This window comes from Parvibaculum sp. (assembly GCF_030694575.1).
Lineage (GTDB): Bacteria > Pseudomonadota > Alphaproteobacteria > Parvibaculales > Parvibaculaceae > Parvibaculum.
In genome coordinates this window covers 1-12,324 of sequence record NZ_JAUYUS010000013.1, presented here as the reverse complement: position 1 = coordinate 12,324, position 12,324 = coordinate 1, and the positions used below count along the sequence as shown (strand labels likewise).

Annotated in this window: 10 protein-coding genes; 7 read left to right on the top strand and 3 right to left on the bottom strand. The window is 65.3% G+C overall.

Annotated features, from left to right (window positions below):
* The first annotated feature begins 44 nt into the window (after nt 1-44).
* Nucleotides 45-629: a sigma-70 family RNA polymerase sigma factor gene (locus tag Q8S60_RS02045; RefSeq protein ID WP_305325770.1), complete on the top strand. Its 585-nt coding sequence runs from the start codon at nt 45-47 to the stop codon at nt 627-629.
* A complete protein-coding gene (locus Q8S60_RS02040; RefSeq protein ID WP_305278525.1) occupies nt 626-1,306 on the top strand; it encodes a ChrR family anti-sigma-E factor in 681 nt (226 codons plus the stop codon). Before Q8S60_RS02045 ends, Q8S60_RS02040 begins: the two co-directional genes overlap by 4 nt.
* 84 nt (nt 1,307-1,390) lie before the next feature.
* On the opposite strand, the gene Q8S60_RS02035 is transcribed toward Q8S60_RS02040, so the two are convergent.
* Nucleotides 1,391-3,466, bottom strand: coding sequence for a TonB-dependent receptor (locus Q8S60_RS02035; RefSeq protein WP_305278527.1), 2,076 nt, complete (start codon nt 3,464-3,466; stop codon nt 1,391-1,393).
* Between the two features lie 159 nt (nt 3,467-3,625).
* Here Q8S60_RS02035 and ppk2 point away from each other — a divergent pair, with 159 nt between their 5' ends.
* From ppk2 to Q8S60_RS02010, 5 genes are all read left to right on the top strand, one after another.
* Entirely contained in the window at nt 3,626-4,420 is a 795-nt protein-coding gene (gene ppk2, locus Q8S60_RS02030; RefSeq protein ID WP_305278528.1) for a polyphosphate kinase 2, read from the top strand.
* Nucleotides 4,421-4,427: 7 nt separating this feature from the next.
* Entirely contained in the window at nt 4,428-5,759 is a 1,332-nt protein-coding gene (locus tag Q8S60_RS02025; RefSeq protein WP_305278529.1) for a DUF4010 domain-containing protein, read from the top strand.
* Nucleotides 5,756-6,595 (top strand): 23S rRNA (adenine(2030)-N(6))-methyltransferase RlmJ, encoded by an 840-nt coding sequence (locus Q8S60_RS02020; RefSeq protein ID WP_305278531.1) that lies wholly within the window; start codon nt 5,756-5,758, stop codon nt 6,593-6,595. The genes Q8S60_RS02025 and Q8S60_RS02020 overlap by 4 nt, the downstream gene beginning before the upstream one ends.
* 237 nt (nt 6,596-6,832) lie before the next feature.
* Complete coding sequence (locus tag Q8S60_RS02015) at nt 6,833-8,155, top strand: MFS transporter (RefSeq protein ID WP_305278532.1); 1,323 nt, start codon at nt 6,833-6,835, stop codon at nt 8,153-8,155.
* A gap of 86 nt (nt 8,156-8,241) precedes the next feature.
* Nucleotides 8,242-8,901 carry a hypothetical protein gene (locus Q8S60_RS02010; protein ID WP_305278533.1) on the top strand — a complete coding sequence of 220 codons (660 nt, stop codon included), beginning with the start codon at nt 8,242-8,244 and terminating at the stop codon, nt 8,899-8,901.
* Nucleotides 8,902-8,905: 4 nt separating this feature from the next.
* On the opposite strand, the gene Q8S60_RS02005 is transcribed toward Q8S60_RS02010, so the two are convergent.
* Together Q8S60_RS02005 and Q8S60_RS02000 are read right to left on the bottom strand one after the other, a co-directional pair.
* Complete coding sequence (locus Q8S60_RS02005; RefSeq protein WP_305278534.1) at nt 8,906-9,205, bottom strand: DUF2834 domain-containing protein; 300 nt, start codon at nt 9,203-9,205, stop codon at nt 8,906-8,908.
* A gap of 1,551 nt (nt 9,206-10,756) precedes the next feature.
* A complete protein-coding gene (locus Q8S60_RS02000) occupies nt 10,757-12,184 on the bottom strand; it encodes an aldehyde dehydrogenase family protein (RefSeq protein WP_305278535.1) in 1,428 nt (475 codons plus the stop codon).
* Nucleotides 12,185-12,324 lie beyond the last annotated feature (140 nt).

Genomic DNA, 12,324 nt, shown 5'->3' with positions numbered 1-12,324 from the left:
CCGGCTGCCATGACTGGCAGCCGAACCTGAGGAAGCTGGGCCTGATGAATGAAGACAAGGCGCCCGGAGAGGCGCCGGCGGGAAGCCCGGAAGAGATGGCACGGCTGATCGCGGCCATCGCGCTTCATGCCGATCGCACCGCCTTCGCGCGGCTCTTCGGCCATTACGCGCCGAGGGTGAAATCCTATCTGCGGCGCCTCCGCGTCGACGAGCGCCTTGCCGAGGATCTCGCGCAGGAGGTGATGCTGACCGTCTGGCGCAAGGCGGCCCAGTTCGACGGAACCAAGGCCTCCCCAGGCACCTGGATCTTCACCATCGCGCGCAATCGTTTCATCGACACGGTGCGCCGCGAGCGCCGTCCGGATTTCGATCCCTCTGACCCGATGCTGCTTCCCGAGGCGCCCCGTCCCGCCGACGAGGAGATGGCCGGTGCCGAAATAGGCCTCCGCGTCCGCGAGGCGCTTGTCGGCCTGCCCCCCGATCAGGCCGAAGCCGTCGAGCTTTCCTTCCTCGAAGGCCTGCCCCATTCCGCTATTGCCGAGCGGCTCGGAATACCGCTCGGCACAGTGAAATCGCGTTTGAGACTGGCGTTCGCGCGTTTGCGTCCGGCGCTGGAGGATCTGAAATGAGCGCCCCCTTTACATACGGCCCCGTCACCCACCGTCTCGGCGAGGAATGGCTGATGGCCTACGCCGCTGGCAGCTTGAGCGAAGGCCAGTCGCTGCTCGTCGCTTGCCACCTGAGTTTTCTCGACGATGCCGCGCCGCGCCTCGCCGTGGCGGAAGCCGCCGGCGGCGCGCTCCTCGACACGCTCGCGCCGGAGCGCATGGCGCCCGAAGCGCTCGCGCGCACGCTCGCCCTCCTCGATGAAGCGCAGGCGGAAATCGCCGCGCGTCCTCGCGTCGAAAGCAAATCCGCCGACCCGCTTCCGCCGCCCTTGCGCGCCTGGCTCGGCCGTGGCGTCGACGATCTGAACTGGAGCTTCCTCGGCCCCGGCATGAAGAAGGTGAAGCTCTGGCGCGGCGGCCCCAACGACCAGCGCCTCTGGATGCTCCGCGCCCGCCCCGGCGTGAAAATCCCGAAGCACGGCCACAGCGGCACCGAACTCGTGCTGGTGCTGAAAGGCAGCTTCGAGGATCCACATGGCCGTTTCGCCGCCGGCGATGTCGAGGAGAGCGACGACACCGAGATGCACAGCCTCCAGATCGGCACGGAGGAAGAATGCATCTGCCTCGCCGTCACCGAAGGCCCGACCCGCTTCGACGGCTGGATCGCCCGCGCCCTCCAGCCCTTCATCGGCCTGTAGGTAGGCTAAGCAGGAAAAACGCGCAACGCACCGCCCCTCATGTGGCAAGCCGCGGCGCCCGCCGAAGCGAGCGCCGCCGGCGCTTCAGAAGCGTGCCGTCAGCACCACCCGGACATTGCGTCCCGGCTGCAGCACATCGTTCTTCTTGAACGAAACATGGTTGCGGATGTCCTCGTCGAGCAAGTTCTCGCCCACCAGCGCAAGCTCGAGCGACGTGCTCCCCGAGGCCGACGGCATCAGGTAGCGCACCTCGCCCTTGAGGTTCGTATAGCTTCCCGTCTCCGTCTCGTTCGCCGACAGCCGGTCCTGCTCGAAGGCATGCAGGAAACCGAACTCGCCCGACAATTGCTCATCCGCGTAGAAGACGCCCGCGCCCGCCCGCATCGGCGGAATGCGGGGCACGTTGCCGCCCGCGTCGAGTTCGGCGCGCACCATGTCGAATTGTCCGCTGAGGCCGGCCTTCGCCGTTCCCCAGCGCATGAGCGTCACGCGGCCCGCCGCTTCGAACCCGCGGAAAGTCGCGTCCTCCTGCGTGAACAGCACCTGGTCGAGCTCCGTTCCGGCGCCGCAGGAAGCGAAATCGTCGTCGCAGGTGATGCCTGTCAGCTGCTTGTAGATGAAGTCGCTGAACTCGGTATGGAACACCGCCGCCTCGAACGAATAATCGTCGCCTGTGCGCTTCGCGGTCAGTTCCAGCGTCCGCGCGGTTTCCTTGCCGAGCGTCGGATCGCCGATCTCGAACGTCTCCGTCGCCTCGTGCGGTCCCTTGGAATAAAGCTCCAGCGCGTCCGGCGCCCGCTCCACGCGCTGTGCGTTGAAGCCGAACACCCAGCCATTGCCCGCATTCGCCACGAGCCCCGCCGCGAAGCTGAGCGGCGTGAAGCTCCGCTCGCTGTCGAATTCGAGCGCACTCACCGTATCGAGCGCGGTGCCCGTCACGTTCACATGTTCCGCCCGGCCCGATCCCTGCAGCTTCAGCCACTCGCCCGCGAGCGGCATTTCCTCGAAAATGAAACCGGCAATGGCGTCCGTATCCGAAGGCGCGATCAGTTCGCCGCCCTCGCCTGCGGCTTCGAGCTTGCGCCCGCGCGCATGGATGCCGATGGCGCCCGTGAGCGGTCCCACCGCGCGATGCGACAACTCGCCCCGCGCTTCCCATTCCTTGTTGTCGAAGCGCGAGCCCGTATCCCCCACGCTATCGATCTCGCCATGCGAATAGTCGCTGTAGCCGCCGGTCAGCCCGAGCTTGCTGAACGGCCCGTCGTTGAATTCGAGTTCGCTCGCGGCCTGCACTTTCGTCTGCCGCATGTCGATATGGATCGGGTCAAGCGGATCGCCCGCCGGGATGCCGTAATTGCTGTCGTAATAGCTGACCGCCGCGCCCGCATAGCCGCTGACCGCATCCTCGTCGATAATGACGGAGGCGCCGCCCGCGATGCCGGATGTCTCCGTCCACGTATTCACCTGCCGGTCCACCGGCCCCGGAATACGGTAGTCGTCCGTCTTGCGCGCGAAACTGTCGAGATGGAAAGCGACATTCCCCTCGCCCGCATTCATCTCGCCATAGATGCGCCGCCCGTCATTCACCGTGTCGTAGGAAACCGACGCCTCGCCCTCGAAGCCGCCTTCCGGCAGCATCGTCGGAATGCGGTCGTTGAGCACGTTCACCACGCCGCCGATCGCCTCGCTGCCATAGCGCAGCGTCGCCGGCCCGCGCACCACTTCCACGCGCTTCGCCGTCAGGGGATCGATCGGCACGCCATGATCCTCGCTCACCGCCGACACGTCGCCCGCGCCGATGCCGTTCTCCTGCACGCGCACGCGCGTATTGTCGAGGCCGCGAATGATCGGCCGGCTCGCGCCCGCCGCGAAAGAGCTTTCGGTGATGCCGGGCTTGTCCTTCAGCAGCGCGCCGATGGTCGAGGCGGACGACGTCAGCACCTCGTCCTGCGTCACGACCGTCACCGGCACGGCGAGTTCGTCGAGCGGCGCGGCCAGCGGCGATGCCGTCACGAAGAGCGGCACCAGTTGCACCGCTTCCTTCTCGTCCGCCGCCTCTTCGGCGCCTGCCGGCAGCGCGGCGCAAAGTGCGCTCAGCGACACGCCGATGAAAATGCCCCGCCGGACGAAAGCCGGCGCACGGAAAGACCGGTATGACATGAAGAGCCCCCTGACTGAAATGATATATTATAACATATCACTAGCCGCTCCCCGCGCCGGGATCAAGCCCCTTTGGCGCGCCTGCGGCGACACAGGGTCTTCCGGGGCCGGGAGCGTGGGTCTAGGCTCCCTCGATCGTCCCTTTCGGAAAACAGTCAGATGAGCGGCACCAAAAGACCGGCAGACCCGCCCGCGCTGTCGGACAAGCGCTACAAGAAGGAGCTCTACGAGCTTCAGGTCGAACTGGTGAAACTCCAGCGCGACATCATCGCGCGCGACCGCAAACTGCTGGTGATCCTCGAAGGCCGCGACGCCGCCGGCAAGGACGGCGTCGTCAAGCGCATCGTCCAGCATCTCAGTCCCCGCGAGACGCGCGTCGTCGCGCTGGGCACGCCCTCCGACCGCGAACGGAGCGAATGGTATTTCCAGCGCTTCACTGCGCATCTTCCCGCCGCGCGCGAACTCGTGATCTTCAACCGGAGCTGGTACAACCGCGCCGGCGTCGAGCGGGTGATGGGCTTCTGCGACGACGAGCAATATGAGCGCTTCATGGTCTCCGTGCCGCAATACGAAGACATGCTGGTCGGCTCGGGAACCGTCCTCCTGAAATATTATCTCGACATCTCGAAACCCGAACAGAAGAAGCGCCTCGCCGACCGCCGCACGGATCCGCTGAAACAGTGGAAGATTTCGCCCATCGACAACGTCGCCGTGAAACACTGGACCGGCTACAGCCGCGCCCGCGACGCCATGCTTCTCCGCACCCACACCTCCGTCGCGCCCTGGAATGTCGTCCGCGCCGACGACAAGCGCCTCGCTCGCATTCATCTCATCCGCGACCTGCTCGCCCGCGTCGACTATCGCGGCCAGCCCGCCGAAAAGCCCGCGCCGGACAGCCGCGTCGTCATTCCCTTCGAGCCCGCCCTGCTTCAGGCGGATATTCTCGCACCCTGAGACGCACATGCCGGAAACCGCCGACGAGCTTTTTGCCGCCTTGCCCGACGCGCTGCTCGCGCCGGAGCGTCTTCTCGCGCTGCTCGGCCTTTCCTTCTTTCTCGGGCTCGCCTTCGAGGAATATTTCGGCGACGAACGCATGAAGCCGCCGGGCGGCGTGCGCACCTTCCCGCTGCTCGCGCTCACCGGCGCGCTGCTTTATGCGCTCGCGCCCGAAAGCGCGCTTCTCTTCCTGGGCGGCCTCGCCATTCTCGGCCTCTGGCTCGCGATCTGGTACTGGCAGGTGCTGGAGCAGCAGCGCGCCGAGCCGCGCATGCCGGCAGAGCCGGGCGTCCGCCTCGACGGCAGCATCGTGGCACCGGTCGGCAATCTCGTCGCCTTCCTTCTCGGTCCCCTCGCGCTCGTGGAGCCTCTCTGGGTGTCCGTCGCCATTGCCGTCGCCGCCGTGCTTCTCGCCGGCGCGCGCGAAAAGCTCCATGCCTTCGCCGAAACCCTGGACACGAGCGAGTTCGCCACGCTGGCGAAATTTCTCATCGTCATCGGCATCGTCCTGCCCCTCGTGCCGAACGAGCCGATGACGGACCTCACCGAAATCACGCCCTATCAGGTCTGGCTCGCCGTCGTCGTCGTCAGTTCCCTCTCCTATGCGAGCTATCTGGTGCAGCGCTATCTCGCGCCGCGCCGCGGCCTCCTTTATTCCGCCGGGCTTGGCGGCCTCTATTCCTCCACCGCCACCACGGTCGTCCTCTCGCGCCAGGCCCGCGCCGCCGGCCCGCAGGCGCGCATCCATGCGGCCCTGGTCCTCACCACCGCCGTCATGTTCCTGCGCATCCTCGTCGTCGTCGCGATCTTCAACCGCGATCTCGCGCTTGCGCTCATGCTCCCGCTCGTCGCCCTCTTCGCGCTCGGCCTCGTCATGGCCGCCATCCTTCTCTGGCGCGGCCGTGAAGGCGCCGCCGCCGGCAAGGGCGACAGCCTGCCGCCCTCGAACCCGCTCGAAATCCAGACCGCCCTCGTCTTCGCGCTGCTCTTCATCGCGCTCTCGCTCGCCGTCGGCTGGGCGCGCGTCGAATTCGGCGAGGAAAGCCTCTTCGTCCTCGCCGCGCTTGCCGGCGTCACCGATGTCGATCCGCTGGTCCTTTCCGTCGCCCAGTCCTCCGGCGCGCTTCAGGCAAGCGTCGCCGCCATCCTCATCGCCGCCGCGTCGAACAACATCCTGAAGGGCGTCTACATGATCGTCTTCGCGGGCCGCGCCGCCGGGCTCGTTCCCGCGCTCGCGCTCTTCCTCCTCGCCGCCGGCGGCGGCATTGCCATCCTCCTGACGCTCGGTCTCCTATGAACTACCGTCACGCCTATCACGCCGGCAATTTCGCCGATGTGATGAAACACGCCGTCTTCGCCCTCGTGCTCGACTACATGAAACGGAAGGACAAACCCTTCTTCGTGCTCGACACCCATGCCGGCACCGGCGAAACCGACCTCACCGGCATCGAGGCGCAGAAGACCGGCGAGTTCCGCGAAGGCATCGCCCGCGTGCTCGCCGCGCCCGATCCCCATCCCGCCCTCGCGCCTTACCTCGCCGCGCTGCCCTCGCCGCTCGGCATCTATCCGGGCTCGCCCGCCCTCGCCGCGAAGCTCACACGCCCGCAGGACCGCCTCGCCTTCTGCGAACTCCACCCGGAAGACGCCGCCGCCCTCGCCGCCCGCTTCCGCCGCGACGCCCGCGTGAAGACGCACATGATCGACGGCTACACCGCCCTCAAATCCATGCTCCCGCCGAAGGAGCGCCGCGGCATCGTGCTGATCGACCCGCCCTTCGAGCAACGCGACGAATACGACCGCCTCGTCGGCGCCCTCAACGAGGCGGCATCGCGCTTCGCCACCGGCACCTTCATGATCTGGTATCCCGTGAAGGACCCCTCCGTCTCCGGCGCCTTCCTCGAACGCCTCGCCGGAGAGGGCCCGGCGAAAACCCTCTGCCTCGAACTCCACATCAGGGCCGCCGATCCCACGCGCATGACCGGCTGCGGCCTCGTCATCGTCAACCCGCCCTTCGCCCTCACCGAAAAGGCCCCCGGCGACAAATCCACCGCCCGCTCCCTGATGGACTGGCTGGCCCAAACCCTCGCCCAGGCCCCCGGCGCCCGCGCCCGCGAGGAATGGCTGCGGGAATAAAACCTCCAGCCCTTCCTTCCCACCCTCCCCCTGTGGGAGGGTCGAAAAATCCTGGATTTTTCGGGGAGGGGTAAGCGAGGGATCTCGGCGCATAACCGAAAGCGCGCCCGGTTCACCCCCGAACACCCCTCCTTGAAACTTTGACGACATCCCCACTGACCCGAACCGCCGAACGAGTCTATAAAGGCGCCGACGCCACGCCTGACAAACAGTCAGATAACAACAGGGACAAGGCGCTTGGACCGGGAGACACCCCCAACCGACGACCGGCTGACCGAAGACGAGCTCGCGCGCCGCGCCGCCGACGCCGAAATCGCCTACGAGGCCGAGATCGAGCGGAACCTCCCCCGCAACTACGTCGCCAACCTCGCCCACGGCCTGCTCGGCCAGACCGGCTTCCGCCTCGTCAACGCGCCGACCTTCGTCCCCGCCTATATCTTCCTGCTGTCCGGCTCCGAATTCGCCGTCGGCCTCGCGCTCGCCGCGCAATGGATCGGCGCGTCGGCCTCCTCCATTTTCGGCGCCACGCTGATCGAGCACAGGAAGCGCGTCCTCCCGATGGGCCTCCTGATCGGCTGGGGCATGCGCGCCGGCGTCCTCGGCCTCGCGCTTGGCGGCTTCTTCCTGCCGGACAACCTCGCGCTGATAACGGCCATCGCCTTCCTCTGCCTCTTCGGCCTCTTCAACGGCATGCAGGCGGTGATCTTCAACACCCTCATGGCGAAGGTGATCCCGCTGCGGCTCCGCGGCCGCCTCACCGGCTTCCGCAATTTCACGGCGGGCCTCACGGCGGCGGGCGTCTCCTATCTCGGCGGCAAATATCTCGTCGAGGGCAACGCCTTCGGCAACGGCTATTCGACGACCTTCCTCGTCGCCTTCATCCTGACGTCGATCGGCCTCTCGCTCCTGATGCTGGTCCGCGAGCCCGAACCGCCGACCATCCGCGCCCGCGCCACGCTCGGCGGCCGCCTCCGTGAAATCCCGGCCATGCTCCGCGCCGACAAGGCGCTGACGCGCTTCTACCTCGCCGCTGGCCTCGCCGCGCTCGGCACCATGGCGGTGCCCTTCTACATTCTCTATTCGGGCGAGCGCATCGGCCTTTCCGGCACCAATCTCGCGGTGCTCTCCACCGCCTTCCTGCTCGCGCAGACGGGCGCGAATCTCGCCTGGGGCACGCTCGCCGACCGCTTCGGCAACCGCCTCGTCTTCATGTCGTCGGTCGGCCTCTGGGCGGCGTCGACGCTCGCGCTCCTCTTCACCCACGACCTCCTCGGCCTCGCCCTCGTCTTCGCCGGCCTCGGCGCGGGCCAGGGCGGCTTCCAGAACAGCAATCAGAACATCATCGTGGAATTCGGCGCCCGCGACGACCTCCCCATGCGCATCGCCGTCCTCAACACGGCGACCTCGCTGATGCAGGCGGCCGGCCCCCTCCTCGGCGGCCTCATCGCCCACAATCTTTCCTTCAGCGCCCTCTTCGTCACCTCCATCGCCGTCCTCACCGGCGCCGTCATCCTGATGGTCTTCGTCGACGAACCGCGCAAGCGCCGCCTCAAGGGCTGAGCCCCGGACAAGCTTTTGTTCAGCTTTCGCGGCTCATAATCGCCCGCGCCGCCGCTCCGGGCGGGTGCCTCACGCGAGACCGTGTCATGCTCCGATTGCCTTTCCTCGCCGCTGCCATCCTCGGTGCATGGGCGCTCGCCGCAGCGTCCGCTCCCGCTTCGGCCACCTTCATCGACGAGGCGGCGGGCAGCGTGATCGGCGCGCGTTCGGACGCGATGTTCCGCCGCATCGGCGTCAACGACCTCTATCGGTTCAACCGGCTGGAAAAGGCGCTGGCGGGCGGCACCGCCGGCCTCGAGGATCTCGACACCGGCCTCGAACTCGGCCACCGCTTTCTCGACAGCGAGCCGATGTTCGCGGGCTTCGTCTTCGGCGCCATCGCAAGGGCCTACAGCGCGGGCACGCTGCCGCCCATGCGCCAGACGGGCGAGGCGCTCTACTGGAACGCGGTCGCCTATGACCGGGTCTGCGCGGCGGACGGCGAACTCTGCCAGGCGCTTGCCGCGAGCGCGTTTTCCGGCCATCCGGGTTCCGGCGCGCTCAAGGCGACCGCACTTCGCTATATCGACTTCGCCGATGCGGTCGCATCGAACCAGCTCCCGCCCGACCTCGCCGCCGACGCCGCCGCGCAATGCCGCCTCGCCCATGAGCTGATGGCATCGCGCGCCGCCGCCGAGGGCCGCGGCGGCGACGCCTTCTACGGACGCGGCCTCGTCGCGGCCTGCGACCCCGCCACGCTGCGCTGAGTCTTCACGCCGCCCGAGCCTTCACTTCGCGCGCCACGAGATAGAACAAAATCCCGAACGACCCCGCCGCCAGCGTCACCGCCACAAACGGCCAGGGATTGACCCCGCTCGTCTTCGCGTCGCGCGCCATCCAGATAATCGCCAGCACACAGACGATCACCAGATCGACCAGCACCTGCGTCCCCGCCCAGCTCTGCAGCGGCCCGAGGAAAACACCGAGATACCCCGCCTCCATCAACGCCATGAAACTCAGCGCCCCAAAGGCAAGAATGACCGCCACAAGCCCCACCAACCGTCCCGGCATGAAAAAGCTCCTCCTGTTGTCTCAGAAGAAGCGTCACACCCCCCGGTCAGCGCGACAATTACGTCGGAGGTAAGGAAAGAAAGACAGCGGTTTCACGAAAAACCCCACCTCCCCCTCAGTGTCATCCCGGCGAAAGCCGGGACCCACTCGCAGCGCCTCTTGCCACAGCAATCAAGACAGCGCGCACCCTTCCCCCAAACTCGTCATGCCCGGGGTGAGGGGCGGTTTGCGCAAGCAAACGAAAAGGTCCGGTGGACCTTTTCGAGACCCGAACGCCCTGAGCCATGCGAAGGGCAACCCGGGGCATCCAGTAGCCGCCGCAGGCGGCGTCCCGCTGCGCAAGAAATTCTTGTGAAGAGAGACGGCGCGCGCTGCGCGCCTTCTGGATTGCCGGGTCAAGCCCGGCAATGACGGTTTGGTTTTGAAACTTCCAAACAAAAAAGCCGGTCCCTTTCAGGACCGGCTTCTTCTTAGGCGACTTGATCAAACAAATTTCATCGCCTCATCCCGCTCCCACTCTCCAAGTACCGCAGAGACCGTGTTGACATATTGAATCCCACGTTTGGGTAATATTCGCCATTCGGCTTTGTCGAAGTCCGCCACTTGAATCCGACGTGGATCGCAGCGGCAATGAATGCACCGTTTGAAACGTAATCGGGTCCTAGCTTCTCACCAGTTGGGTAGTTGCTGACCGCTCGTTCCGCAACATGCTTGAGCCTGTAACTTCCATAGACGCTCGTAATATTCTTGCACCGTTCTACATTCGTCAAAACCACGAGCGCACGAAGAAATTGTTGCACGTAGTGGGGACTGCAAAGCTTGGCTCGATCTCCGTAGAACCGCTCATGACGCTCGTTCATATTTTCTAAAGAGCCATCGCTCCTGCGCTGATACTCTCCAAAGCCAATACCATGCCAACAGAGCATCGGCTCTTTCTCGAGTGCGAAGCTAACTGCCACTTGAGCGCAGGCGATATAGAAGCTCGGCGCCGTAGCATCTGAAAATCGGCGTTCTCGCAAATAAGCAACAAATGCTTCCCCATCGACAATTGCTTGGGGGCAGACACCGTTCTTCACTCCAGCACGTAGAGACGCATGCGTCCTAAAACCCAACCCTCGAGCCATAGCCTCGCAACGGTGCGATGACTTCACTTCAGACATTGAGCGTGTTAGCGACGCCTTGATACTTTTAACTGCTTCCACAGATAGAGGAATAGCAAGTGAGAACATGCTCGACTTCCTTTTCTGAACGCAGCCCACCGATTACTCCGCGCCCATGAAAAAGAAAGGAGCGTCAGTTTTCCGAATTGAGGGCGTTTGACTCGGTGAGAGGTCGAGGGTGCCCAAAACCTGTTTGAAAACCTAATATGATTCTGCACATCCTCAATTGGTTTCTTTCGATGAATTCGCGGATTCGCTGCTAGTAGATTCGCCGCTCAGCGCGGTCGAAGAGTTATGGCGCATCAAAACAAAAAAAAGCCGGCCCCTTCCGAGACCGGCTTTTCCGTACCCGGACAAACCCGGGAATATCGTCAGCGCATAACGCCAGCCATCAAGCCGCGTTATACCCCAGCACAGCCTTCACCTCGAGGAACTCCTCGAAGCCGAACTCGCCCCATTCGCGGCCGTTGCCCGACTGCTTGTAGCCGCCGAACGGTGCGTTGAGGTCGGGCCCGGCGAGGTTGAGGTGCACGTTGCCCGTGCGCATCCGCGACGCCACCTTCTTCGCATGTGCCGGTTCGCCCTGCACATAGCCCGAAAGCCCGTAGACCGTGTCGTTGGCGATCTGGATCGCCTCTTCCTCGTTCTTGTAGGGCAGGATCGCCATCACCGGCCCGAAGATTTCCTCGCGCGCGATGGTCATGTCGTTGGTGACGTTCGCGAAGATCGTCGGGCGCACGTAATAGCCCTTGTTGACGCCTTCCGGGCGGCCCGGGCCGCCGGCGACGAGCGTCGCGCCTTCCTCGATGCCCTTCTGGATGAGCGCCTGGATCTTGTTGAACTGCACTTCCGAAACCACGGGGCCGATGGTCGTGCCTTCCGCGTTCGGGTCGCCCGCCTTCACGGCCTCGGCGGCCGCCTTCGCGATCTTGATGACCTCGTCCTGCTTGGACGCGGGCACCAGCATGCGCGACGGCGCGTTGCAGCTCTGGCCGGAGTTCGACATCATGCCGAAGACCGAGCCCGTCACCGCCTTGTTGAGGTCGGCGTCTTCCAGAACGATGTTGGCCGACTTGCCGCCGAGTTCGAGCGCGACGCGCTTCACGGTGTCCGCCGCCGCCTTGGAGACGAGGATGCCCGCCCGCGTCGAGCCCGTGAACGACACCATGTCGACATCGGGGTGCGACGAAAGCGGCGAGCCGACGCCCGGCCCGTCGCCATTGACGAGGTTGAACACACCGGCCGGCACGCCCGCTTCATGCAGCACTTCGGCGAAGATATAGGCGTTGATCGGCGCCACCTCCGAAGGCTTCAGCACCATGGTGCAGCCGACGGCGAGCGCGGGCGCCACCTTGCAGGCGATCTGGTTGATCGGCCAGTTCCAGGGCGTGATGAACGCGCAGACGCCGATCGGCTCGCGCACGATGCGCGTCGGGCCCTTGTCTTCCTCGAATTCGTATTTCTTCAGGATTTCGAGGTTGGTGTTGAGATGCGCGATGCCCATGGCCGCCTGCGCATGCTGGGCAAGCTTCTGCGGCGCGCCCATTTCCTCGGTGATCGCGGCGGCGATGTCCGCATAGCGCTTCTGGTAGACCGCCATGATCGACTGGAGAAGCTCGATGCGCTCCTGCTTGGTCGTCGTGGAGAATTTCGGGAAGGCGGCCTTCGCGGCGGCCACCGCCTTGTCCACGTCCTTGGCCGAACCCATGCTGATGAGCGCGAAGGGCTCTTCATTGGCCGGGTTGATGACCTCCAGCGTCTTCTTCTCGACGGGGTCCACCCACTGGCCGTTGATGTAGAATTTCAGATATTCTTTCATGATCGTCCTCCATGTGATGCCGTCCCTTGCCGGGCTCGGGGCCGTCTTCCGCGAGGCGGGGACCCGGCCCTTTTCCGGGCGGGCCCCGGTCGCGGCGCCGTTGCCGTAAGGGGTGTTCTTGTTGGGATGAAACCTCGCAC

Coding starts and splice junctions, on each gene's coding strand:
- Q8S60_RS02045 (WP_305325770.1), top strand. CDS start 45: ATGAATGAAGACAAGGCGCCCGGAGAGGCGCCGGCGGGAAGCCCGGAA.
- Q8S60_RS02040 (WP_305278525.1), top strand. CDS start 626: ATGAGCGCCCCCTTTACATACGGCCCCGTCACCCACCGTCTCGGCGAG.
- Q8S60_RS02035 (WP_305278527.1), bottom strand. CDS start 3,466: ATGTCATACCGGTCTTTCCGTGCGCCGGCTTTCGTCCGGCGGGGCATT.
- ppk2 (WP_305278528.1), top strand. CDS start 3,626: ATGAGCGGCACCAAAAGACCGGCAGACCCGCCCGCGCTGTCGGACAAG.
- Q8S60_RS02025 (WP_305278529.1), top strand. CDS start 4,428: ATGCCGGAAACCGCCGACGAGCTTTTTGCCGCCTTGCCCGACGCGCTG.
- Q8S60_RS02020 (WP_305278531.1), top strand. CDS start 5,756: ATGAACTACCGTCACGCCTATCACGCCGGCAATTTCGCCGATGTGATG.
- Q8S60_RS02010 (WP_305278533.1), top strand. CDS start 8,242: ATGCTCCGATTGCCTTTCCTCGCCGCTGCCATCCTCGGTGCATGGGCG.
- Q8S60_RS02005 (WP_305278534.1), bottom strand. CDS start 9,205: ATGCCGGGACGGTTGGTGGGGCTTGTGGCGGTCATTCTTGCCTTTGGG.
- Q8S60_RS02000 (WP_305278535.1), bottom strand. CDS start 12,184: ATGAAAGAATATCTGAAATTCTACATCAACGGCCAGTGGGTGGACCCC.